Here is a 23898-nt window from a genome sequence, read left to right as displayed (position 1 = left end):
TCACCCGACTGCCCTACTGTTCCCGTCACTTCACTCGTATCACGGAGGGCCGGGAACATGGGAAGACTGATGCGTACGACAGTGGCGGCGGGCGCGGCCGGGGCGCTGGCGCTGGTGGGCGCGCTGGGCCAGGCGGCCACCGCCGTCGCCGACGAACAGCTGCCGTACTCCTCCTCCACCGGTGTCGGGGTCCACAACGCCTACGAGAAGACGACCTTCCCGTATCTCGCCGACGCGCTGGACTCCGGTGCCGGGATGCTCGAACTCGACGTGTGGACCAATGTGTTCGGTGCCTCCTGGCGGGTCTCGCACAGCAACCCCCTCGGCAGCGACAGCAACTGCGTCAATGCCACCAACCCCGGTGAGCTGCGCACCAAGCCCCGTGACCAGGGACTGCCCGGCTGTCTCGCGGACATGAAGGTCTGGCACGACGCCAACCCCGGCCACCGGCCGATCCTCGTCAAGGTCGAGCTGAAGGACGGCTTCCAGGGCAAGGGCGGACGCGGACCCGCCGCGCTCGACGCGCTCCTGACGTCCACGCTCGGCGACGCGGTCCACCGCCCGGCCGACCTCGTGGGCGGCAGCGCGGACCTCGACACCGCCGTACGGGAGCGCGGCTGGCCGGCGCGCTCCGCGCTCGCGGGCAAGTTCGTCTTCGAGCTGATCCCCGGCACCGTCGAGCAGCAGAACCCCCTCGACACCCTGTGGACCGACCGCGAGTACGCCATCCATCTGCGGGACCTCGCCGACGCGGGCCGGCTCGGCGACGCGGCGGCCTTCCCCGCCGTGCTCGGCGCCGCCGCCGGGGACCCCCGGACCCGGTACGCGGACGCCTCGCTGCGGCCCTGGTTCGTCGTCTTCGACGGCGCCGCCTCCCGCTACGCGGCCGAGGACATCGACACCGCCTGGTACGACCAGCGGCACTACCTCGTGGTCATGACGGACGCGCACTCGGTGGCGCCCGCCATCGACGGCACCAACCCCACGGAGGCGCAGGCGCGCGACCGCGTCGCACTGCTGGCCGGCCGGCACGCGAGCATCGTGTCGGCTGACTGGTACCCGCTGCCGTCCGTCCTCGCCACGGTCCTGGAACGCGGCGCGGGGCGGTAGCCGGAGACGCCCCGGGGCCGGGCGCGGTCCCCCCAGGCCGCGCTGCCCGGCCGGTGGCACGGGGGACCGCGTGCGGGCGGCGCCGGTGGTGCGGGGCGCGCGGGGGCGGGCCGGTGCGGTACGCCGAGAGGCGCCAGCGCCGGTGGTGCGGCGCCCGGGTCAGTCGCCCGGCGCGGGGCGACCTGCGAGCACCGTCTCCAGCGTGTCCGCCTGCGACGCCGGCTTGTCCTCGCGGTGCCGCAGCACCCGCGCGAACCGCAGCGTCACCCCCGCCGGGTAGCGGGAGGAGCGCTGGAGCCCGTCGTAGGCGATCTCCACCACCAGCTCCGGACGCACCCGGACCGTGAAGCCGTCGTCCGCCTCGGCCAGCTCCCCCAGACGCGCCGTCTGCCACTCCAGCATCGCGTCCGTCAGGCCCTTGAAGGTCTTGCCCAGCATCACGAACGAGCCGTCCGGCTGTCTGGCCCCCAGATGCAGATTGGACAGCCTGCCCGTGCGCCTGCCGTGACCCCACTCGGCCGCGAGCACCACGAGATCCAGGGTGTGGACCGGTTTGACCTTCAGCCATCCGGCGCCGCGCCGGCCCGCGCTGTACGGGGTGTCGAGCGCCTTCACCACCACGCCCTCATGGCCCCGGTCCAGCGTGGCGCGCCAGAACGCCTCCGCCTCCCCGACGTCCGGCGCGCCGTCCCCGTCCGGCGCGGGGACCACCACCCGGCGCACCCGCATCGGCTCCGGGACCAGCCGGTCCAGCGCCGTACGGCGCTCCCCGTACGACAGGTCGAGGAGATCCTCGCCGTCGGCGGCGAGGACGTCGAAGAAGACCGGAGACAGCGGCAGGGCCGCGGCCGCCGCCCCGACATCGGTACGGGAGCCGACACGCCCCGCGACCTCCTGGAACGCGCGGGGCCTGCCGTCCGCGTCCAGTGAGATGACCTCGCCGTCCAGGATGAACCGGTCACCGTCCAGCGCCAGCGCGGCGGCCGTCACCTCGGGCAGCCGGTCGGTGATGTCGTCGAGGGTGCGGGTGTAGACACGTACGGCATCACCCGTCCGATGGACCTGGACGCGGATCCCGTCCAGCTTCTCCTCCACGCCGCACGGCGCGAGCTGCCCGACGGCCTCGGTGACGCCACCCGCCGTCCGCGCGAGCATCGGCAGTACGGGGCGGCCCACCGTCAGACGGAACTCGGCGAGCGCGCCGGGGCCGTCGGCGAGCAGCCGCTCCGCCACGCTCTGGAGCGACCCCGCCAGCATCACGGCGCGCCGTACGGCGGCGGGCGGAGCCTCGGTCGCCCGGGCGAGCGCCTCTCCGGCGACGGCGTCCAGCGCGCCCTGGCGCACCTCGCCGAAGAGCAGCGCGATAAGGAACCGCTGCTCCTCCTCGGTCGCCGCGCCCAGCAACTCCTGGACGATCCTTCTGCGCCCGGTCTGCGAGCCGGGGCCGGTGACGGCGGCGAGTGCGGTGACCACCTCGTCCGCCGCACGCACGGTCAGCGTGGCCGTCTCCGCCGGGGGCGCCGGGTCCCTCAGCGCCTGGCGGCCGACACCGATCCGTCCCTGGGGCAGCCGGCCCGCCAGCCACGGGATGACGACCGGTACGTCGGCTGGGTCGGCCGCACGGAACAGTTCGGCCAGCAGGGCGATCTTGCGGGAGCGCGCCGACGTCGCGGCGACCTCCCGTGAGACGTGGGCGAGCGTGGCCAGCAGCATGCGGCCCATCCTGCAACGCCTCGCGCCCGCGCGCCCCTCCTGGGCGGTGTCCCGTGCGGTGCCGGGCGGCGGTGGCGGCGGGCGCGCGGCTAATCTGGGCTCTCCGGTCGACCGCGGAGGGGTGAGCCAGGTGAGCCACGGGGACAGCGAGGACCGCTCCCGGGCCGGCGCGCGCGCCCGCGCCCGAGAGGACGACCCCGGCCCCGCGGACCCCGCCCCCGCGGACCCCGGCCTCTTCGGCCCCGACTCCGTCACCTGGCAGATGCACGCCGACCCGATGATGTGGATCGCCGGTGTCCGCGCGCTCTACCTCCAGGCCCTGCACCCGCGCGCCGTGCGCGGCGTCATACAGAACAGCGACTTCAGGAAGGACGCCTGGGGACGGCTGAGGAGAACGGCTGACTTCGTCGGCACCATCAGCTACGGCACCACCGAGGCCGCCGAGAAGGCCGGCGCCCGCGTCCGCCGCATCCACACCCGCATCAAGGCCACCGACCCGGCGACGGGGGAGCGTTACGGCGTCGACGAACCGGACCTGCTGCTCTGGGTCCACTGCGCCGAGGTCGACTCGTACCTGCACGTCCTGCGCCGCTCCGGGCTCCCGCTCACCGGCGCCCAGGCCGACCGCTACATCGACGAGCACCGCGAGGGCGCCCGTCTCGTCGGCCTCGACCCGGCCCACGTGCCCGCGGACAGGGCCCAACTCGCCGCGTACTTCGAGCGGGTGAGGCCCGAGCTGGCCGCCGGACCCGAGGCGCGGGAGGTGGACGACTTCCTGCGCCGCCCGCCCGTGCACCCCCTGCTCGTCCCGGCCCGCGCGCTGCTGTGGCGGCGCGTCTCCGGCCTCGCGTACGACTCACTGCCCCCGTACGCCCACGAGTTGTACGGCAGACGGGCCCCCGCGCCCTCGCGTGTGACCCGCCGGCTCGTCACCACCGGAACGCTTCTGCGCGCCGTCCCCGGCCGGCTGCGCAGACGCGTCCCGCCGGGACATATCAGGGGCGCCATGGCCAGACTCGGACCGGGTGTCCGGCCGAGCCCGCGCCAACTCGGGAGACAGGCTGCCAAACTCCGCGGGCAGGCGGCCATACTGGACGGGCCGGGGAGGGCGCGGCTAGGCGACGGGGGCGACAGCGGGCAATGGCGGAAACGAGTCTGATCCAGGGCCGGTACCGGCTGCTCGATCTGATCGGGCGCGGCGGCATGGGCGAGGTGTGGCGGGCCCAGGACGAATCGCTCGGCCGGCACGTCGCCGTCAAGTGCCTCAAGCCGCTGGGCCCGCAGCAGGATCAGTCCTTCACCCGTGTGCTGCGCGAACGGTTCCGCCGCGAGGCGCGCGTCGCCGCCGCACTCCAGCACCGGGGCGTCACCGTCGTCCACGACTTCGGCGAGCACGACGGCGTGCTGTATCTGGTGATGGAGCTGCTCGAAGGGCGCAACCTCAGCCAGCTCCTGGAGGAGAACAGGCAGGGCCCGCTCGCGGTGCCGGACATCGTCGACATCGCCGAACAGGTCTCCGACGCGCTCGCGTACACGCACGAACAGGGCATCGTGCACCGGGATCTGAAGCCCGCCAACATCATGCGGCTGACCGACGGCGCGGTGAAGATCTGCGACTTCGGCATCGCCCGGCTCGGTCACGACATCGGCTTCTCCGCCAAGCTCACCGGCACGGGCATCGCCATGGGCACCCCGCACTACATGTCGCCCGAGCAGATCGGCGGCGGCGCCGTGGACCACCGCAGCGATCTGTACTCGCTGGGCTGTGTGCTCTACGAGATCGCCACCGGCGTCCCGCCCTTCGACCAGGACGACGCGTGGGCCGTCCTGGTCGGGCACCGGGACACCGTCCCCACACCGCTGCGCAGCCACCGCTCCGAAGTGCCGGAGTTCCTGGACCGGATCGTGCTCGACTTGCTCGCCAAGACGCCGGAGGAGCGGCCGTCGGACGCCACCGCGCTGCGGCACCGGATCATCGCCGCCCGCTCCGTACCCGGCCGCGAGGGCCGTCCGGCGGCGGTGTCACCGGTGCTCGCCCACCGGCCGGCGGCCGAGGGCTCCACGTCGCACGGCGGCCGGGGCGCCCGGCTGCCCTCCTGGACGTACGGGATGACCGTCGGTCACAAGGCGACCGGCTCCGCCGCCCTGCGGACCACGCCCCCGGACCACACGGCCGGGCTCACGGGTGAGTGGACCACACCGTCGGGACCGGCGGCCCCCGACTCGGGCGGCTACGCCCGCCCCCAGCGCCCCACACCCTCGCCCGAACAGATCGCCGTGCTCAACAGCAGGCACAGCGCGGGCCTCAGTCTCGGCAGGCTCGGCCGCTGGGACGAGGCGGGCGAGGTGCACCGCGCGGTGGCGGCCGAGCGCGAGCACGCGCTGGGGCCCGACCACCCCGACACCCTCGCCAGCCGCTACGAGGTCGGCTTCACGCTCAGCAGGACCGGCCGCACGGCGGACGCGCTGCGGGAGTTCGTCCGCGTCACGGAGGGCCGTGAACGGGCGCTGGGCCCCGACCACCCGGAGACCCTGGCGGCGCGTCAGGAGACCGCGTACGTACTGGGGCAGCTCGGCCGGCACTTCGAGGCGCACGAGGTGTACGCGGCGGTCCTCGTCTCCCGTGAGCGCACCATGGGCCCCGACCACCCCGACACGCTGCGCTGCCGCCACAACCTCGCCTTCAACCTCAGCCGGCTCGGGCGCATCGAGGACTCGTACCGGATGGCGCGCGAGGTGGCGGCGGCGCGCACCAGGGTCCTGGGCGCGACCCACCCCGACACCCTGGTCACGCTCTACGAGGTCGCCTACGCGCTCGGCACGCTCGGCCGCTGGACGGAGGCGCTCCAGACGTACCGCGACGTCGCGGCCGGCCGCGCCCACGCGCTGGGCGGCGACCACCCCGACAGCCTCGCCGCCCGCTACGAGGTCGGCATAAGCCTCGGCCGTCTCGGCCGCAGCGCCGAGGCCCTGGAGCTGTACCGGGGCCTCGTCGATGACCGGGCCCGGATCCACGGCCCCTCCGACCCCGAGACGCTGCGCGCCCGGCACGGCCTGGGGGTGAACCTCGGCCGGCTCGCCCGCTGGGAGGAAGCCCTCGCGGAGTCGCGCGACGTGTGCGCGATCCGCGAGCGGGTCCTCGGCCCGGACCACCCGGACACCCTCGTCAGCCGCCGCGAGGTCGCGGTCGCCCTGGGCTGGCTCCGCCGCTGGGCCGACGCCCTGGTGGTCTACCGCAGGGTCGCCGATTCCCGTGAGCGGGTCCTCGGCCAGGACCACCCCGACGCCCTCGCGAGCCGCAACGACGAGGCGCACTGCCTGGAACAACTCGGCAGGGGCGGCGAGGCGGTCGAGCTCTACCGCCGAGTGGCGGCCCTGCGCCAGCGGCGCGAGGCGGGGCGGCGCCAGGGCGTGCTCTGAACGGGTCCCCGCCCGCACACCGGGCGGGGACCCGGCGGGCCCGGCCGCCGGGGGAGGCGGGGTCCCGTGCGGGGCGTAAACGTGTTACCAAGAGCCCATGCCCGCACTCTCCTCCCCCTCGCGCACCTCGTACGACGCCGTGATCGTCGGTGGTGGCCACAACGGACTCGTCGCCGCCGCCTATCTCGCCCGGGCCGGCCGCACCGTCCTGGTCCTGGAGCGCCTCGGTCACACCGGCGGCGCCGCCGTCTCCACCCGCCCCTTCGCCGGTGTCGACGCGCGTCTCTCCCGTTACTCGTACCTCGTGTCCCTGCTGCCCCGGAAGATCGTGGACGACCTGGGGCTGCGGTTCGCCGTACGGAAGCGGACCGTCTCCTCGTACACGCCGACCGAGCGCGGCGGCAGGGCGACCGGACTGCTCGTGGGCGGCGGCGCCGAGCGCACCAGGGAGTCCTTCGCGGCCCTGACCGGCGGTGACAGCGAGTACGCGGCCTGGCGGTCGTTCTACGCCTCGACCCTCCGGGTCGCCGAGCGCGTCTTCCCGACCCTCACCGAACCGCTGCCCGAGCGGGCCGAGTTGCGCTCCCGGATCGATGACGAGGCCGCCTGGCGCATGATCTTCGAGGAACCGATCGGCGTCGCCGTCGAGGAACGGTTCACCGACGACCTCGTACGGGGCGTCGTCCTGACGGACGCCCTGATCGGCACCTTCGCCGACGCCCACGACCCCGGCCTGGCGCAGAACCGCTGCTTCATGTACCACGTGGTGGGCGGTGGCACCGGCGACTGGGACGTGCCCGTCGGCGGCATGGGCGCCCTCACCGACGCGCTCGCTGACGCGGCACGCGCCGCGGGCGCCGACATCGTCACCGGGCACGAGGCGACCGGTGTCGAGACGGACGGCGCCCGCGCCGAGATCACCTTCCGGGACGCGGCGGGCGGCACCGGGAGCGTCGCCGCGCGCCATGTCCTCGTGAACGCCTCACCGCAGGCGCTCGCCGGCCTCCTCGGCGACACCTCGCCCGCGCCTGCCGCCGAGGGAGCCCAGCTGAAGGTCAACATGCTGCTGAGCCGACTGCCGCGGCTGCGCGACCGGAGCGTGGACCCGCGCGACGCGTTCGCCGGGACCTTCCACATCGCCGAGGGGTACGGGCAGTTGGCGACGGCGTACGAGGAGGCGGCCGGCGGCGCACTCCCGTCGGCGCCGCCCTCCGAGATCTACTGCCACTCGCTGACCGACCCGTCGATCCTGGCACCCGAGCTGGCGGAGCGGGGCTGTCAGACCCTCACCCTCTTCGGACTGCACACGCCCGCGCGGCTGTTCGCCGAGGACCACGACGCCGTGCGCGACGAACTGCTCAAGGCGACCCTCGACCAGCTCGACGCGCACCTCGCCGAGCCGATCGCCGACTGTCTCGCCGTGGACGGCGAGGGCAGGCCCTGCATCGAGGCCAAGACGCCACTGGACCTGGAACGCGAACTGCGGCTGCCCGGCGGCCACATCTTCCACCGCGACCTCGCCTTCCCCTACGCCACGCAGGACACCGGCCGGTGGGGCGTGGAGACGGCCCACGCGAACGTGCTGCTGTGCAGCGCGGGCGCCGTGCGCGGCGGCGGCGTCAGCGGCGTACCCGGACACAACGCGGCGATGGCGGTGCTGGAGGCGGGCCGGACCCCGGCCGGCCGAGCCGGGATCCGGCGCGCCCGCCCGGCTACCGGGTGACGTTCCTCATCTTGACGGACCCGATGCGCCCGGCGTCGTCGAACAGGATGTCGGCCGTGGCGCCCCCGGGCAGGTCGGCGCTGATCAGCTCCGCCTCCTGACGCCGGGTCAGCCCGTGGTGGTCGAAGTATCCGGCCACCACGGCGCGGGCCGAACTCCCGGCGAACAGGCCCGCGCCCGTCAGCAGGACACGCGGCAGCGTGATGCCGTCGGGCACGGCGCGCGGCACCGCCGGATCGTCCGGCACCATGTACAGACGGGCCTCGGGGGAGGCCTGTACGCCGATGTAGCCGGAGGCGCCGAGCGCGCCCATCGCCCCGAACGCGAGGGTCTCCACCGCGAAGCCGGGGTCCTCGAAGGCCGACAGGTCCACCAGGTCGGTCGTGAACTCGGGGATGCCGTGCGCCTCGCCCAGCCGCCGTATCTCCCGCGCGGCGCCGACGACGGGCATCGAGCCGAAGCCGGGGTTCGCCCAGCCCCACAGCCACGAGCCCTCCGAGGTGTCGAAGCTCCCCAGCACCGAGATCCGCAGATCGCGATCCGCCTGGCGGTAGACATGCCGGTCGAGATCGGCCGTCCACGGCCCGGTCGGCATGAACTCGTTGAGTGTTTCGAGCTGTTGCGCGCCCCAGGCGGCGTGCCGCTCGATCATCCGGAGGAAGGCGTCGCTGAAGGTGGTGGTCGCAGTCACCTCCGGAAGAGTAGGGGGTGGAGGTTCGAGCGCCCGCACCGGGTTCAGTCGGCCGACGCGCTCCAGCCGGCCGGCTCGACGCGGGCCGCGTCGTCGGGGCGCGACTCGTCGAAGACCGTACGGCCCCCGTCCTCGACCCGCAGTCCGTCCACGTAGGCGCCACGGCCGACGCGGGGACCGCCGGCCGTGTAACGCCAGCGCAGCCGCACCGTCCGGCCGCACCAGTCGGCCAGGCCGGCCCGGAGCCGGTGCCAGACGCGCCCCGACCAGCCCGAGACCGAGCCCGCCGGGCGCGGCGTGCCCGCCTCCGCACCGGAGGGCGTCGTCGTGAAGGGCACCGGCCGCCACTCGCCGCCGGCCCCGTCCTCCCGCGCCTCCAGGACCAGTTCGCCCGTCACCGGCTCCGTGTCCCACCACAGGGAGCAGCTCAACCGCCCCCGCCCGGTGGCGATACGCAGCGCGGGCAGGGTGAGCGTGACGGTGGCGCCGGCGGTCATGCCGGAGAACCACGCCTTCCGTCCCTGCTCCGGGGTGACGGGCACGGCGCGCGCCAGATGGTCGGCCGCCGCCGCCCGGGGCGCGCTGCCCGAGCGCCAACCGCGCACCGGGTGAACGGAGTTGGCCAGTACCACCAGGAACGAGTCGGTCGTCGGATCGAGGACGAGACTGGTGCCGGTGAAGCCGGTGTGACCCGCCGTACGCGGGGTGGCCAGCGCCCCCATGTACCCGTGCTGGTAGAGCTCGAAGCCCAGTCCGTGCCCGTCACCCGGGAAGTCCGTGTTGAAGTCGGTGAACATCAGCTCCACCGACGCCGGACGCAGGATCCTCGCCCGTCCGTACGCCCCGCCGCTCAGCAGCGCGCGCCCGAGGACCGCCAGGTCCCACGCGCACGAGAAGACCCCGGCATGACCCGCGACGCCACCGAGACCGAACGCGTTCTCGTCGTGCACCTCCCCCCACACCAGACCGCGATCCAGCCCGGACCACGGCCGCCGGCAGTCCTCCGTGGCCGCGATCCCCGGCTTCCAGGAGGCGGGCGGGTTGAAGCGGGTGCGGCGCATCCCGAGCGGCACGGTGATCTCGGCACGCAGCAGGACGTCCAGCGCGCGCCCGGTGATCTTCTCCAGCACCAGCTGAAGGGAGATCAGATTGAGGTCGGAGTACCGGTAGCCGCTTCCCGGCGCGCTCGCCGGCGACTCCTCCCACAGCCTCCGGAGCATCGCCTGCCGTGTCGGCTCCCGGAAAAGCGGGAGCCAGGCGGCCAGCCCCGAAGTGTGCGTCAGGAGTTGACGGATCGTCACATTGTGTTTGCCGGCGCTGCCGAAGTCCGGGAGATACGTTGCGACGCGCTCCTCCAGGGCCAGCGCCCCGCGCTCGATCTGCCGCACCGCCAGGAGCGACGTGAACAGCTTCGAGACGGACGCCAGATCGAAGACGGTGTCCCCGGTCATCGCGATCTGCTGGCCGGCGGGGAACTCCACACCGGTGTCCGTCGCCTCGTCGTACGCCGCGTACCGCACCGCCCAGCCGATGGGCCGGTGCAGCGCGACCGTGTCCCCGCGCCCGGCGAGCAGCACCGCGCCCGCGTACCAGGGACGCGCGGGCGAGGGCTCCAGGAACCGCTCGGCGTCGCTCACCAGCCGCTCCAGCGGACCCGGCAGCAGCCCGGCGCGTTCGGGGGAGCCCCGCCGCAGCGTGGGAGCCGCCCGCCCGGAACCCCGGCCCGCGGGGCCCGGCCCCGGACCGGCGCCCGCGGCGGCGGCCGTGTCGGCGAACGGGACACCGCCGCACCTCGCGCCCGGCGACCCGATCCGGGTGTCCGGCGCCGGAGCCGGTGCGCCGCCCGGGGCCGGTGTGTCCCCGACCGGTCTCCGCCGGCCGATTCCGCCGCCCGCCGGGTCCCCGCTCACTGCCCGCCCTCCGACATGACGCACCGTCCGAAACACTCGCCGCACGAGGTTACCGCCCCGCCTCCGCACGGCCCCGGACGCCGCGGCTCGCCGCGCGGGGGCCCGGCACCTCTGGCAGCGTGAGGCGTATGACGACGCGCACCGGGATCCGATCGCTGTGGTCCCGCTGGACCGTGGTCGTACCGCTGCTCGCCCTGGTGGCGCTGGTACTCGGCTGGGGCCGCGACCTGCCGGGCTACGCGGTCTCCCTGGTGGCCCTGTTGCTCGGGGGCGCCGTACTCGCCGCAGTGCACCACGCCGAGGTCGTCGCCCACCGGGTCGGCGAGCCGTTCGGCTCACTCGTCCTCGCCGTCGCGGTCACCGTCATCGAAGTGGCGCTCATCGTCACCCTGATGGTCGACGGCGGCGCCAAGAGCGCCACCCTGGCCCGGGACACCGTCTTCGCCGCCGTCATGATCACCTGCAACGGCATCGTGGGCATATCCCTGCTCGTCGGCGCCCTCCGCAGCCGGGTCGCCGTCTTCAACGCCGAGGGTTCCGGCGGCGCGCTCGCCACGGTGGCGACGCTCGCCACGCTCAGCCTGGTCTTTCCCACCTTCACCACCAGCAAGCCCGGACCCGAGTTCTCCACGGCGCAGCTCACCTTCGCCGCGATCGCCTCCCTCGCGCTCTACGGCCTCTTCGTCGCCATGCAGACGCTGCGCCACCGCGAGTACTTCCTGCCCGTCACCCAGGAGGGCGAGATCAAGGAGGTGGACGAGCACGCGCCGCCCCCCACCCGAAGCGCGACCGCACTGAGCGCCACCATGCTCGTCATCGCGCTGATCGCGGTCGTCGGCGACGCGAAGGCGGTCTCGCCCACGATCGAGTCGGGTGTCGAGTCGGCGGGGATGCCGCACGCCGTGGTGGGTGTCGTCATCGCCCTGCTCGTGCTCGCGCCCGAGACCCTGGCCGCCGTACGGGCCGCGCGCCGCGAACGGGTGCAGACCAGTCTCAACCTCGCGCTCGGCTCGGCCATGGCCAGCATCGGCCTGACCATCCCCGCCATCGCGCTCGCCACCATCTGGCTGGAGGGCCCGCTCGTCCTCGGGCTGAACGCCACCCATATGGTCCTGCTCACGCTGACCGTCGTCGTGGGCGCCCTCACCGTCGTGCCGGGCCGGGCCACGCTGCTCCAGGGCGGTGTCCACATGGCGATCTTCGCGGCGTTCGTGTTCCTCGCGGTGAGCCCCTGACGCCGTCGCGAACACCCCGGGATCCGCCGCCCCGTTCACCGGCGAGGGCTTGACCCGCTCCCCGGCGGCACGGAGTATCACGCCATGAACGCCGAGGAACGCGCCGTCAGGGAACTGCTCCACAGCACCGTCGACGGCGTCGTACGACGCAGCGCCCGGCGCGTCCCCGACCGCACGGCCCTGAGATACGGGGACCGGACCTGGACCTACGCCGAACTCGACACCGCCGTCTCGACGGCGGCCGCGGTCCTGCGCGGGCACGGGCTCCAGGACGGCGACCGGGTCGCCGCCTACGGCCACAACTCCGACGCCTACCTCATCGCCTTCCTCGCCTGCGCACGCGCCGGGCTCGTCCACGTACCGGTCAACCAGCACCTCACCGGCGACGACCTGGCGTACATCCTGGAGCAGTCCGCGAGCGCCCTCGTGCTCACCGACCCCGCCCTCTCCGACCGTCTCCCGCCCGGCATCGCCGTCCGGGCCCTGCGCGACACCGACGACTCGCTGCTCGCCGCGCTCGCCGACCCGCTCCCCTTCGACCCCGACCGGGACTCCGACGACCTGGCGCAGCTGCTCTACACCTCGGGCACCACCGCCCTGCCCAAGGGCGCGATGATGACGCACCGGGCGCTCGTGCACGAGTACGCCAGCGCCATAGACGCGCTGGACCTGCGGGAGAGCGACCGGCCCATCCACTCCCTGCCGCTGTACCACTCGGCGCAGATGCATGTGTTCCTGCTGCCGTATCTCGCCGTGGGCGCGGAGAACACCGTCCTCGACGGGCCCGACCCGGCGGCCGTCTTCGACCTGGTCGAGACGGGGCGCGCCGACAGCCTCTTCGCGCCGCCCACCGTGTGGATCGCTCTGTCGGGCCATCCGGACTTCGCGACCCGCGACCTGCGCGGACTGCGCAAGGCGTACTACGGAGCCTCGATCATGCCGGTGCCCGTGCTGGAGCGACTGCGCGAACGGCTTCCGTCGCTCGCCTTCTACAACTGCTTCGGCCAGAGCGAGATCGGCCCGCTCGCCACCGTCCTCGGCCCCGACGAGCACGAGGGCCGGATGGACTCCTGCGGGCGCCCGGTGCGCTTCGTGGAGGCCCGGGTCGTGGACGAGGCGGGCAAGGAGGTCCCCGACGGCACGGCGGGTGAGGTCGTCTACCGCTCCCCGCAGCTCTGCGCCGGCTACTGGCAGAAGCCCGAGGAGACGGCGGACGCCTTCCGCGACGGGTGGTTCCACTCCGGCGACCTCGCGGTGCGCGACGCCCACGGTTTCTACACGGTGGTCGACCGGGTCAAGGACGTCATCAACTCCGGTGGTGTGCTGGTCGCCTCACGCCAGGTCGAGGACGCGCTGTACACGCATCCGGGTGTCGCCGAGACCGCGGTGATCGGTCTGCCGGACGACCGCTGGATCGAGGCCGTCACCGCTGTCGTGGTGCCCCGTGGTGAGGTCACGGAGGACGAACTCCTGGACCACGCACGGGAGAAGCTCGCCCGCTTCAAGGCGCCGAAGCAGGTCCTGTTCGTCACGGAGCTGCCGCGCAACGCGAGCGGCAAGATCCTCAAGCGCGAGTTGCGGGACCGGTTCTCGGGGTGAGCGCGGCGGGGCGCCGCGCCGGTGCCCCGCTCGTGGCCGCCCGTCGTCAGCCGCCGGACGGCCCGGAGGCGGTCCGGAGGTCCACGATCCGCTTGATCTTGCCCACCGAGCGCTCCAGCGTCTGCGGGTCCACCACCTCGACCGCCACCGAGACCCCGATCCCGTCCTTCACGGCCGCCGCGATCGACCGCGCGGCGGCCGTGCGCTGATCCGGCGTCGCCCCCGCCCGCGCCTCGGCCCGTACGGTCAGCGCGTCCATCCGGCCCTCGCGGGTCAGCCGCAGCTGGAAGTGCGGGGCCACCCCCGCCGTACGCAGCACGATCTCCTCGATCTGCGTCGGGAAGAGATTCACCCCGCGCAGGATCACCATGTCGTCGCTGCGCCCGGTGACCTTCTCCATCCGCCGGAAGACCCGCGCGGTGCCCGGCAGCAGCCGCGTCAAGTCGCGGGTTCGGTAACGGATCACCGGCATCGCCTCCTTGGTGAGGGAGGTGAAGACCAGCTCGCCCTCCTCGCCCTCGGGGAGCACCTCACCGGTGAACGGGTCGACGACCTCCGGATAGAAGTGGTCCTCCCAGATGTGCAGCCCGTCCTTGGTCTCGACGCACTCCTGCGCGACGCCGGGCCCGATGACCTCGGAGAGGCCGTATATGTCCACGGCGTCGATCGCGAACCGCTCCTCGATCTCACGCCGCATCGCCTGCGTCCACGGCTCGGCGCCGAAGACGCCGACCCGCAGGGAGGTCGACCGGGGGTCGACGCCCTGCCGCTCGAACTCGTCGAGCAGCGTCAGCATGTACGACGGGGTCACCATGATGATCTCGGGCCGGAAGTCGGTGATCAGCTGGACCTGCCGCGCGGTCATGCCGCCGGACGCCGGGATGACGGTGCAGCCGAGCCGCTCGGCGCCGTAGTGCGCCCCCAGACCGCCGGTGAACAGGCCGTATCCGTACGCCACATGCACCTTGTGGCCCGGCCGCCCGCCGGCCGCGCGGATCGAGCGGGCCACGACATCGGCCCAGGTGTCCAGATCGCCCTGGGTGTAGCCGACGACGGTCGGACGGCCCGTGGTGCCGCTGGAGGCGTGGACGCGCCGGATCTCGGACTGGTCGACCGCGAACATGCCGAAGGGGTAGTTGTCCCGCAGATCCGCCTTGGCGGTGAAGGGGAAGCGGGCGAGGTCGGCGAGCGAGCGGCAGTCGTCCGGCCGCAGCCCGGCGGCGTCGAACGACGTCCGGTAGAACGGCACGTTCTCGTACGCGTGCCGCAGCGTCGTCCGCAGCCGGGTGAGCTGCAACGCCTCCAGCTCGTCCCGGCCGAGCCGCTCCCCGGCGTCCAGCAGATCCGTCATGGCCGACTCCCCGACTCTTCCCTGACGAGCGGGCACCCGGGCGACCGGGCGACCGATCATTCGGTTGATCTTCCTGCCGCCCAGTAATCCAGCCGTCCGCACCGGCGTCAAGGCTCGGGGGCGCGCCGGTGCGGCTGTACGGGCCCGGCCGGATCCGTGACCGGCGCGGGCCGGAGGGTGTGCGACGGCAACCCGGCGCCGCCCGGCGGGGGTTGGGCGCGGCCCGTGCAGCGGCCTGTCCGGGACCGCTGACGATCGATAGTCTGGCCCCGGACGACGAGCCGGAAGGAGCGGGACGTGGCTGAGAGCACCACCACCCAGCAGCCGTTGGCGGGCTGGGACAAGCCGGATCTGGACCTGAGCAAGGCCGACTGGCGTTCGAGCAGCCAGGGCACCGGGGACGTCCAGATCGCCTTCGTCGAAGGGTTCATCGCGATGCGCAACGGCGGCAAACCGGAGAATCCCTCACTGATCTTCAGCCCCGCGGAGTGGCGGGCCTTCGTGCTCAACGCCCGCGACGGGGAGTTCGACCTCACCTGACCGAGGCGGCTTCCCGGCGCCCCCGTCGCGCCCCGGGCCCCGCGCCGGCCGGTTCCACCGGCGACGTACCATGGCGGCATGTCCTTCCTCCGCCGCCGCAGCTCCGCCACACCCGCGGGCCCGGACTTCGACGTCCTGGCCATGGACCCGGGTGACTGGCCCGGAAATCTGGGCGCCGGTCTGCTGCCCGCCCCCGACGGCAGCTGTCAGGGCGTCTTCCTGCGGTACGACCTCTTCGGCGGACGCGGCCCGGCGATGATCATCGGCAATCTGCCCGAGGGCTCACCGGCGCGCGAGGTGGAGGACGGCCAGATCCCCTTCGAGGTGGCGCAGCTGCTGCTCGCCCTGGAGAACGAGGAGCGGGTCGACGTCGTCGGCACCGAGGACGTGCCGGTCATGCAGGGGGACAACCTGCTGATCGTGCGTCGGCTGAAGCTCTCCGAAAGCCGCATCGCCTGCGTGCAGTTCGACCGCAGCGACAACGTCCTCGTCACCATCGCCAGCTGGGACCGGCCGATCACCGACGACCTCTACGCGCTCCTGAAGCCGCTGCCCGCGGAGCTCTTCCAGCAGGGCTGACCGGGTCGGGGCCGTGCCAGGCCCCCGGCCCCGGGCGGCACCGATCCGATCCATGCGCGATCCATGCGCGATCCATGCGCGATCCGTGCGCTGACGCCGCCCCGGCCCGTGCGTTGATCCGGACGCGATCGGTGCGGTGATCCTGACCCGGTACGGGCCACGGTCCGGACGCGGCCCGTGCGGTGGCGGTCCCGACCCACGTCCGGGCGATGGTCCGTGCGCTCTCCGTGCGGTGATCCCGACTCCGTCCGTCCGTTGATCCGGACGCGGCCCGTGCGGTGATCCCGACTCCGTCCGTCCGTTGATCCGGACGCGGCCCGTGCGGTGATCCCTACTCCGTCCGTCCGTTGATCCGGACGCGGCCCGTGCGGTGATCCCTACTCCGTCCGTCCGTTGATCCGGACGCGGCCCGTGCGGTGATCCCGACCCACGTCCGGGCGATGGTCCGGGCGCGATCCCGCCGGTCATCGGACCTGTTCCGCACCGCGGACCCGACTCCGTGCCGGACGTGTTCCGCGCGTGAACCGCCGCGCGCCGCACGGCGCTACCCCACCCCACCGCCCCGCGGCGGGGAAATTGCCTGCCGCGAGGTTTTGTCATGTGCCTTGCCAATTCAGTCATCGGACTTTTAACGTCTGCCGCATGACTCAGGGCATCACCCGCAGAACCACGATGAAGTCCGCACTCGGCGTCACCAGTGCCCTCGCGCTGGGTGTTCCCGCTCTGGCCGGTAGGGCCGCGGCTGCCGACCCCTCCGATGAATTGACCCTCTGGTACACCAAGCCCGCCGCCGACTGGGAGCGCGAAAGCCTCCCCATCGGCAGCGGCGCCCTCGGTGCCGGCATCTACGGAACCCTCGCCTCCGAGCGACTGGTCCTCAACGAGAAGACCCTGTGGACCGGCGGCCCCGGCGCCCCCGGCTACGACCACGGCAACTGGACCAGCCCGCGGCCCGGAGTGCTGCGCGGTGTCCAGGAGCGCATCGACGCCGAGGGGTCCATGACCCCGGAGGCCGTCGCCGCCGAGCTGGGCCAGCCCAAGCACAACTTCGGCTCCTACAACGTCTTCGGCGACCTGCTGCTCGACGTCCCCGGCGCGCCCGGCGCCCCCGACTCCTCCTACCGGCGCGCGCTCGACATCGGCTCGGCCCTCGCCTCGGTCTCGTACGCCCACCAGGGCGCCACGTACACGCGGGAGTTCTTCGCCTCCCACCCCGGCGAGGTCATCGCCGGCCGGTTCGCCGCGGACCAGCCCGGCAGGATCGGCTTCACCCTCCGGTACACCTCCCCGCGCGACGACTTCACGGCCACGGCGGCCGGCGACCGGCTGACCATCCGGGGCAGGCTCCAGAACAACGGGCTGGTCTTCGAGGGCCAGATCCGCGTACGGACGCAAGGCGGCACCGTCAACGCCGGGGACGGCACCCTCACCGTCACCGGCGCCGACAGCGCCTGGTTCGTCCTCGCGGCCGGCACCGACTACGCCGACACCTACCCCGACTACCGCACCGACGACCCGCACGCCGCGGTGACCGGCGCCGTCGACCGGGCGGCCGGCCGCTCCTACGACGACCTGCGCGCCGAGCATGTCGCCGACCACCAGGGGCTGTTCGACCGGGTGTCGCTCGACATCGGCCAGCGGCTGCCCGATCTGCCGACCGACCAGCTCCTTGCCCGGTACACCGGCGGCGCGAGCGACGCGGACAGGGCGCTCGAAGCGCTGTACTTCCAGTACGGCCGGTATCTGTTGATCGCCTCCTCGCGGGCCGGATCGCTGCCCGCGAACCTCCAGGGCGTGTGGAACAACGTCACCAACCCGCCCTGGGACGCGGACTACCACGTCAACATCAACCTCCAGATGAACTACTGGCTCGCCGAGGTGACCAACCTCGCCGAGACCACCGTGCCGTACGACAAGTACGTCGACTCCATGCGTGAACCGGGCCGCACCACCGCGCGGGAGATCTTCGAGACGGCCGGCTGGGTGGTGAACAACGAGACCAATCCGTACGGCTTCACGGGGCTGCACCAGTACCCGCAGTCGTTCTGGTTCCCGGAGGCGGGTGCCTGGCTCACCCAGCAGATGTACGACCACTACCGCTTCAACGCCTCCACCGACTATCTGCGCTCCACCGCCTACCCGGTGATGAAGGAGACCGCCGAGTTCTGGCTGGGCTTCCTGCGGACCGACCCGCGCGACGGCAAGCTCGTCGTCAATCCCAGTTACTCGCCCGAGAACGGCGACTTCACCGCGGGCGCCGCGATGTCGCAGCAGATCGTGCACGACCTGTTCACCAACACGCTGGAGGCCTCGGAGACCCTGGGCGACGACCCCCGGTTCCGCAGGCGGCTCCGGCTGGCGCTGCGCGACCTCGACCCCGGTCTGCGCATCGGCTCGTGGGGCCAGCTCCAGGAGTGGAAGGAGGACCTGGACGACCCCGGCAACGACCACCGGCACGTCTCGCACCTCTTCGGGCTGCACCCGGGCCGGCAGATCGAGGTCGGCACCGAGTGGGCCGACGCCGCCAAGGTGTCGCTGACCGCGCGCGGGGACGGCGGAACGGGCTGGAGCAAGGCGTGGAAGATCAACTTCTGGGCGCGGCTGCGGGACGGCGACCACGCGCACAAGATGCTCACCGAGCAGCTCAGGAGCTCCACCCTGCCGAACCTCTGGGACACCCATCCGCCGTTCCAGATCGACGGCAACTTCGGCGCCTCCTCCGGTGTCGCCGAGATGCTGCTCCAGAGCCAGCACGGCCCGATCGAGGTGCTGCCGGCCCTGCCCGCGTCCTGGCCGGACGGCTCGGTCACCGGGCTGCGGGCACGCGGCGGCGCCACGCTCGACATCACCTGGGCCGCGGGTGAGGCGACCCGGATCGTCCTCACGGCGAGCCGCACCGGAAACCTGACCCTGCGCAGCACCCTGCTGCCCGGCGGCGAGAAGAAGTTCCGCGCCACCGCGGGCCAGGTCTACGAATTCCCGGCGCGCCGCGGCCGTCACTGACGGCGGCGGTACGAGGGGTCCCGTCCCGGCAGCGGCGGCAGCCGGGACGGGACCCCGCCGCGTCCGGCGCCCGCGCGCCCCTGCGGATGTCGGCGCTGTCCCGCAAGATGGAAACAGGTCCGGGGCACTCCAGCCGGCCGCTCCGCCGGTGTGGGACCTCCGCCGAGCGAAGGGGCAGCATGGACAGTAACGATCTGACGCCCGAAGTCCTGCGGGGACTGCGCAGGCCGAGGCCGTATCCGGCGGTGTCCCTGACCATGCCCACCCACCGGCACGAGCCGCTGAACGACCAGGACCCGGTGCGCCTGCGCAATGTCCTGTCCGAGGCCGTGCACCGGATGGAGGCCGATCCGGACGTGCCCAAGACGACGCGCCAGGCGGTCAGGGTGCAGCTCGACCGGGCGGTGGCCGAGGTGGACCTGCGGCACAAGCTCGACGGGCTGGTGATCCTCGCCGACGCCCGGGAGCACCAGGTCTGGTACCTGCCCCGTGACACGCCCGAGTCCGTCGTCGTCAGCGACACCTATCTGACCCGGAACCTGGTGGCCGCCACCGCCCAGCTGCACCGCTACTGGGTGCTGAGCGTGGCCGCCGACCGCGCGACGCTGTGGAGCGGCGTCGGGGACTCCCTGCACGAGCACCGCGCCGACGGCTTCCCGATGACGCCGCCCGAGGAGACGTGGGACGTCGAGCGCGAGGAGCGGATAGGCGACACCCCGAGCACCTTCATGGACGAGGAGACCCGTAAGTTCCTGCGGTCGGTCGACGACGCCTTCGCGGCCGTCCTCGCCACCCGCCCGCGCCCGTTCCACCTGGTCGGTGTCGCCCCCGCGCTCGCCCTGCTGGAGGACGCGGGCACCACCTCCGGATCGGCCGCGGGCCGGCTGGCCAAGGGCGGACTCTCCGAGGGCCCGGCGCATGTGCTGGCCAAGGCGGTCCGGCCGATGGTCCAGGAGTACGCGCGGGGCGAGGAGCGGGAGGTCCTGGCCCGGCTGGACGACGCCAAGGGCAGGCGTACCTTCGCCGGCGGTCTGGACGAGGTCTGGGACGCGGTCCGCGAGCGGCGGGCCGGCCTGGTGGCGGTGGAGGAGCACTTCCAGCGCTCCGCCAGGGTCAGCGAGGGCCATCTGATCCCGGTCGACGGCGACGGCGGGGAGTCCCTCGGCCGTGAGGTGCAGGACGACATCGTCGACGAACTCGTCGAGACGGCACTGGACGGCGGCGCCCAGGTGGTGTTCCTCGACGACGACGTACTCGACGACCACCACCGGATCGCCGCGGTGCTGCGCTACTGACCGGCCGCGCCGTGGGCGTGACGCAATGGGCCGTGCGCGGTGGCGGACGGGAGAGCGGAGTCGGCGCCACCGGCCCCCCACAGGCCGGTGGCGCCCGTCGCCCCGCGGGAGCCGCGTCCCGGAGTCCGCCGGCCGGCCGCCGATCGACGGCCGGCCGGCGGACTCTCAGCGGCCCGAGGGCAGGACCCGGACGTCGGACACCTTCACATAGGCGACCCGGTGCCCGAACTGGATCTCGTAGTACTCCTCCTCGCCCCGCACCACGCGGTGCCCCGTCGTGTCGAAGGTGGGCGCGAAGTAGTACGCGCCCGGCACCCGGTCACCGACCACGTACTTCTGACCGGCGAGCAGCTTGTACGGGAACGGGGAGATCGCCTGCACCGGGATGTCGGCCGGGTACGCCGACGCCTCCGGATAGGCCCTGCCGTACACCGGTACCTCCGCGAGACCGTCCTTCGGTGTCAGCACCCGCTCCTGGGCGCTCACGGCCGTGGGCGCCGTCCGCGGGTTGTGGAACCAGGCTTTCTGGCCCAGGTACCAGATCGCCGTCCAGTCGCCCTCGCGCCCGGCGACGGCGAACTGCTGACCCGTCGACGCGCGTGCGCCCAGGTCGTTGACCCCGGTCGTGGAGTCCCCGCCGCCCGGCCGCAGACCGATGTCCTTCACCAGCGGCGACGCCGCGTCCGGCGCGGTGTGCAGCCGGACCGCTCCCGAGCCGTGCGGGGCACACGCCTGACCTGCCGTCACACACCCCGTGTAGACGGGCTGGTTGGACGCGTAGTCGGGACGGATCGTCACCGCGCCCGCGCCGCGCCCGCCGTCCGCCTTGAACGGCTTGCCCAGCAGTTCGAAGTAGTGCGCCCAGTCCCAGTAGGGACCCGGGTCGGTGTGCATACCGGCGATGGTCGCCGCCGTCGTACCGGGCACGTTGTCATGGCCGATGATGTGCTGCCGGTCCAGCGGGATGTCGTACCGGTCGGCGAGGTAGCGCACCAGCCGGGAGGACGTCCGGTACATCGCCTCGGTGTACCAGGCGTCGGGGGAGACGAGGAAACCCTCGTGCTCCAGGCCCACCGACGTGGAGTTGACGTACCAGTTGCCCGCGTGCCAGCCGACGTCCTTCAGCGGGACGTGCTGGGCGATGTGCCCGTCGGACGAGCGCAGCGAGTAGTGCCAGGAGACATACGTGGGGTCCTGGACCAGCTTGAGTGTGGTGTCCCAGGTCGCCTCGGTGTCGTGGATGACGATCGTGTTGATGGAGGGGGACCCCGCCCTGGGGCGGTCGGCCTTGTCGTGGTTGCCGTAGTCGCCCTCGCCGAACTCCTCGTACGGCGCCGGGATCCACTCGCAGGCCACGCTGCGCGGGCACTCCGTCCGGCCCGCGTCGATCCGGCGCAGCCCGAGCTCCGAGACCTGCGAGGTGTCGGGCGAGACGGCGGGCGTCGCCCGGAGCGCCACCCGCTGTCCGGTGTCGGTGGTACGCCGCTGGCCGTCCCTGATCACCGCGTACACGTCGTTGGCGTACGTGGCGGCGGTGGCCGCGTCGTCGGCGCCGGAGAAGCGGGCGACGGCGGCGTACCAGTCGGCGGGGTCGGCGCTGAGCGGCTTGCCGAGAGCGCGCTGGGCGTCGGCCAGCAGGGCAGCGCCGCCGCGGATGTTGGCGGCGGTGTCCTGTCTGACCCGCTCCGTCGACTGCCCGGTGAGCTTCGCCGCCCGGTCGACGGTGCGCAGCCGGGCCGGCAGTTCGGAGTTCTCGGGCACGACCACGTCCCGGACCGAGTCCGGGGCCCCCGTCTTCACCGGGCGGGAGGTGTCGCCGCGGGCGTCCTCCGCGCCGTGGGAGTGGTGGGGCGCCTCGGCGATCGCGGTCCTGGCGTCGGTGAGGTGCATGGGGCCGTAGCCGCCGGTCACGCTGGCCGCGCCGCCGTGTGTGTCCCACCGCGACTGGAGGTAGGAGACGGCGAGCAGGACGCTCGCCGGTACGTCGTACCGGTCCGCCGCCGCGGCGAAGTCACGCTGGAGCGCGCCCGCGGTGGGCTGTTCGGCGGTGGCCGAGGGAGCGGCCGACACCAGGGGAAGCAGCAGGGCCGCCGAGGCGACGGCGCCCGCCGTTCGCGCCGCACGCCTGCGGGCGGTTCTGACGGATGTGGGGGCGGAACCTGGCAATGCGGCCTCCAGTGACGTGGTGCGCGAAGCGCCCGCGGAGCCGTACCCGCCGTCCGGCCCGTCGTACGGGCCCGCGGTGCGGAGTACAGGGCAGGGGTACAGGGGTATCGGCTCGGAGGCGATCCGTCAATCAGGCGTGACGGCCGGGATTTCGCACGTCAGCGCGCGTGTCGGGGAGTTTCGCGGGCGGCAGGCCACGGGCCTGCGGCGCGTCAGTGGTGTGAACCAATGTGCGGACCCGCCCGGACCGGAACGATGTTGATCGGACCTTGACCTTCCGTGGGACTGATGAAGCGTCCGTTCTGGTCGGGCGGACGCCGGTCAGAGCGTCCCGGCGGCGCTCATGACGTGATCTCGCGCGCCAGCTGCCGGTCCACCTGCGCCGGGGACAGGGCGTGTTCGATCGCGAGGATCCCCGCGCCGAACGCCGCCGCGTTCTGACCCGTACGGCTCGGCTCGATCCGCAGCACATGAGTGGCCAGCGGGTGCGACCGCCGGTACACCGCCTCGCGCACGCCCGCGAGCAGCTGGTCGTGCACGGCGGCCAGCGCGCCGCCGAGCACCACCGTGTCGGGGTTGAAGAAGTTCACCAGCCCCGCCAGGACCTCGCCGACCGCGCGGCCCGCCTCGCGCACCATGCGCAGCGCGTCCCTGTTGCCGGACTTCACCAGCCGCACGACATCGCTGCCCGACGCGGCGTCGAGTCCGAGGCCCGCGAGCCTCGCGGCGATCGCCGCCCCGCCGGCCACCGCCTCCAGACAGCCGAAGTTCCCGCACCGGCAGGCGTCCTCCTGGTCGCCCACCTTGATGTGGCCGATGTCGCCCGCGCTGCCCTGCGCCCCGCGGTGCAGCCTGCCGTCGGCGACGATGCCGCAGCCGATGCCCGTGCCCACCTTGATGTAGAGCAGGAAGCGGGTGTCGGGGAACGCCCGCCGCTGTTCGGCCAGGGCCATCACATTCACGTCGTTGTCGACGAGCGCCCGCGCGCCGAAGCGCGAGGCGAAGAACTCGGGGATCGGATACTGGTGCCAGCCGGGCATGATCGGCGGATCGACGGGACGCCCGGTCGAGAACTCCACCGGCCCCGGCACCCCTACCCCGATCGACCGCAGCGTGCGCGGATCGCGCTCGGAGCTCTCCAGCAGGGTGTGCAGCGTACGTTCCACATGGCGCAGCACGGAGTCGGGGCCGTCCCCGATCGACAGCGGGTCCTCCCGCGTCGCCAGCGTCGCACCGCCGATGTCCATCAGAGCCACCCGGCAGTGCGAGGCGCCGAGGTCCACGCCCGCGACCGCGTGCTCGCGGGTACGGAGCCGGAGCCTGCGCGGCGGCCTGCCGCCGGTCGAGCCGCCGGCCTCCGGCCCCGACTCGTCGACGAAGCCGTGCGCGATGAGCGCGTCCACCCGCTGGGAGACCGTGGAGCGCGCGAGACCGGTCATCCGGGAGAGGTCGGCGCGGGTGGCGGCGGCCCCGGAACTGATCAGCGTGAGCACCTCGCCCGGTGTGTGGGAGACGGCGTAACTGCTGTGATCCGGCAGCGCAGGCATGGCCTCACTTTAGGGA

16 protein-coding genes are annotated in these 23898 nt (G+C 73.2%); 10 read left to right on the top strand and 6 right to left on the bottom strand.

What is annotated here, in order from left to right; all coding sequences use genetic code 11:
- The first annotated feature begins 69 nt into the window (after window positions 1–69).
- Entirely contained in the window at window positions 70–1110 is a 1041-nt protein-coding gene (locus ACZ61E_RS05055) for a phosphatidylinositol-specific phospholipase C domain-containing protein (protein WP_469697629.1), read from the top strand.
- Between the two features lie 159 nt (window positions 1111–1269).
- On the opposite strand, the gene ACZ61E_RS05050 is transcribed toward ACZ61E_RS05055, so the two are convergent.
- Entirely contained in the window at window positions 1270–2823 is a 1554-nt protein-coding gene (locus tag ACZ61E_RS05050; protein WP_469697628.1) for an ATP-dependent DNA ligase, read from the bottom strand.
- Between the two features lie 262 nt (window positions 2824–3085).
- On the opposite strand from ACZ61E_RS05050, the gene ACZ61E_RS05045 reads away from it, so the two are divergent.
- The 3 genes from ACZ61E_RS05045 to ACZ61E_RS05035 all read left to right on the top strand — a co-directional run bounded on the left by ACZ61E_RS05045 (window position 3086) and on the right by ACZ61E_RS05035 (window position 7966).
- Window positions 3086–3982, top strand: coding sequence for an oxygenase MpaB family protein (locus ACZ61E_RS05045; RefSeq protein WP_469697962.1), 897 nt, complete (start codon window positions 3086–3088; stop codon window positions 3980–3982).
- Window positions 3964–6243 (top strand): serine/threonine-protein kinase, encoded by a 2280-nt coding sequence (locus tag ACZ61E_RS05040; RefSeq protein WP_469697627.1) that lies wholly within the window; start codon window positions 3964–3966, stop codon window positions 6241–6243. The genes ACZ61E_RS05045 and ACZ61E_RS05040 overlap by 19 nt, the downstream gene beginning before the upstream one ends.
- Window positions 6244–6340: 97 nt before the next feature.
- On the top strand, window positions 6341–7966 hold the full coding sequence (locus tag ACZ61E_RS05035; protein ID WP_469697626.1) for a phytoene desaturase family protein: 1626 nt from the start codon (window positions 6341–6343) through the stop codon (window positions 7964–7966).
- Here the strand turns inward: ACZ61E_RS05035 and ACZ61E_RS05030 are convergent.
- A complete protein-coding gene (locus tag ACZ61E_RS05030) occupies window positions 7956–8657 on the bottom strand; it encodes a DUF6882 domain-containing protein (protein WP_469697625.1) in 702 nt (233 codons plus the stop codon). The genes ACZ61E_RS05035 and ACZ61E_RS05030 overlap by 11 nt on opposite strands.
- 44 nt (window positions 8658–8701) lie before the next feature.
- Entirely contained in the window at window positions 8702–10567 is a 1866-nt protein-coding gene (locus ACZ61E_RS05025) for a serine hydrolase domain-containing protein (protein ID WP_469697624.1), read from the bottom strand.
- Window positions 10568–10695: 128 nt separating this feature from the next.
- On the opposite strand from ACZ61E_RS05025, the gene ACZ61E_RS05020 reads away from it, so the two are divergent.
- Both ACZ61E_RS05020 and ACZ61E_RS05015 read left to right on the top strand, forming a co-directional pair.
- The gene (locus ACZ61E_RS05020; RefSeq protein WP_469697623.1) at window positions 10696–11802 is read left to right on the top strand and encodes a calcium:cation antiporter; all 1107 of its coding nucleotides are present in this window, start codon (window positions 10696–10698) and stop codon (window positions 11800–11802) included.
- Window positions 11803–11886: 84 nt separating this feature from the next.
- A complete protein-coding gene (locus ACZ61E_RS05015) occupies window positions 11887–13401 on the top strand; it encodes an acyl-CoA synthetase (RefSeq protein WP_469697622.1) in 1515 nt (504 codons plus the stop codon).
- Between the two features lie 46 nt (window positions 13402–13447).
- On the opposite strand, the gene paaK is transcribed toward ACZ61E_RS05015, so the two are convergent.
- On the bottom strand, window positions 13448–14752 hold the full coding sequence (gene paaK / locus ACZ61E_RS05010; RefSeq protein WP_469697621.1) for a phenylacetate--CoA ligase PaaK: 1305 nt from the start codon (window positions 14750–14752) through the stop codon (window positions 13448–13450).
- A gap of 297 nt (window positions 14753–15049) precedes the next feature.
- Between paaK and ACZ61E_RS05005 the strand changes: the two genes are divergently transcribed.
- The 4 genes from ACZ61E_RS05005 (at window position 15050) to ACZ61E_RS04990 (ending at window position 20169) form a co-directional block, all read left to right on the top strand.
- Complete coding sequence (locus ACZ61E_RS05005; protein WP_469697620.1) at window positions 15050–15292, top strand: DUF397 domain-containing protein; 243 nt, start codon at window positions 15050–15052, stop codon at window positions 15290–15292.
- 78 nt (window positions 15293–15370) lie between these two features.
- Window positions 15371–15871 (top strand): hypothetical protein, encoded by a 501-nt coding sequence (locus ACZ61E_RS05000; RefSeq protein ID WP_469697619.1) that lies wholly within the window; start codon window positions 15371–15373, stop codon window positions 15869–15871.
- 672 nt (window positions 15872–16543) lie between these two features.
- Entirely contained in the window at window positions 16544–18874 is a 2331-nt protein-coding gene (locus tag ACZ61E_RS04995; RefSeq protein ID WP_469697961.1) for a glycoside hydrolase family 95 protein, read from the top strand.
- A gap of 179 nt (window positions 18875–19053) precedes the next feature.
- Complete coding sequence (locus tag ACZ61E_RS04990) at window positions 19054–20169, top strand: baeRF3 domain-containing protein (protein WP_469697618.1); 1116 nt, start codon at window positions 19054–19056, stop codon at window positions 20167–20169.
- Window positions 20170–20334: 165 nt separating this feature from the next.
- On the opposite strand, the gene ACZ61E_RS04985 is transcribed toward ACZ61E_RS04990, so the two are convergent.
- Entirely contained in the window at window positions 20335–22335 is a 2001-nt protein-coding gene (locus ACZ61E_RS04985) for an N-acetylmuramoyl-L-alanine amidase (RefSeq protein WP_469697617.1), read from the bottom strand.
- A gap of 341 nt (window positions 22336–22676) precedes the next feature.
- Entirely contained in the window at window positions 22677–23882 is a 1206-nt protein-coding gene (locus tag ACZ61E_RS04980) for an ROK family protein (RefSeq protein WP_469697616.1), read from the bottom strand.
- Between the last annotated feature and the right edge of the window lie 16 nt (window positions 23883–23898).

The sequence above is a fragment of the Streptomyces sp. NPDC104581 genome (assembly GCF_055583685.1).
This window is presented reverse-complemented; position numbering and strand designations above follow the sequence as displayed.

What these genes read in the sequence shown, in the direction of transcription:
- ACZ61E_RS05020 (WP_469697623.1), top strand. Translation starts at nt 10,696, where the DNA reads ATGACGACGCGCACCGGGATCCGATCGCTGTGGTCCCGCTGGACCGTG.
- ACZ61E_RS04990 (WP_469697618.1), top strand. Translation starts at nt 19,054, where the DNA reads ATGGACAGTAACGATCTGACGCCCGAAGTCCTGCGGGGACTGCGCAGG.
- ACZ61E_RS05035 (WP_469697626.1), top strand. Translation starts at nt 6,341, where the DNA reads ATGCCCGCACTCTCCTCCCCCTCGCGCACCTCGTACGACGCCGTGATC.
- ACZ61E_RS05050 (WP_469697628.1), bottom strand. Translation starts at nt 2,823, where the DNA reads ATGCTGCTGGCCACGCTCGCCCACGTCTCACGGGAGGTCGCCGCGACG.
- ACZ61E_RS05055 (WP_469697629.1), top strand. Translation starts at nt 70, where the DNA reads ATGCGTACGACAGTGGCGGCGGGCGCGGCCGGGGCGCTGGCGCTGGTG.
- ACZ61E_RS05045 (WP_469697962.1), top strand. Translation starts at nt 3,086, where the DNA reads ATGCACGCCGACCCGATGATGTGGATCGCCGGTGTCCGCGCGCTCTAC.
- paaK (WP_469697621.1), bottom strand. Translation starts at nt 14,752, where the DNA reads ATGACGGATCTGCTGGACGCCGGGGAGCGGCTCGGCCGGGACGAGCTG.
- ACZ61E_RS04995 (WP_469697961.1), top strand. Translation starts at nt 16,544, where the DNA reads ATGAAGTCCGCACTCGGCGTCACCAGTGCCCTCGCGCTGGGTGTTCCC.
- ACZ61E_RS05000 (WP_469697619.1), top strand. Translation starts at nt 15,371, where the DNA reads ATGTCCTTCCTCCGCCGCCGCAGCTCCGCCACACCCGCGGGCCCGGAC.
- ACZ61E_RS04980 (WP_469697616.1), bottom strand. Translation starts at nt 23,882, where the DNA reads ATGCCTGCGCTGCCGGATCACAGCAGTTACGCCGTCTCCCACACACCG.
- ACZ61E_RS05015 (WP_469697622.1), top strand. Translation starts at nt 11,887, where the DNA reads ATGAACGCCGAGGAACGCGCCGTCAGGGAACTGCTCCACAGCACCGTC.
- ACZ61E_RS05040 (WP_469697627.1), top strand. Translation starts at nt 3,964, where the DNA reads ATGGCGGAAACGAGTCTGATCCAGGGCCGGTACCGGCTGCTCGATCTG.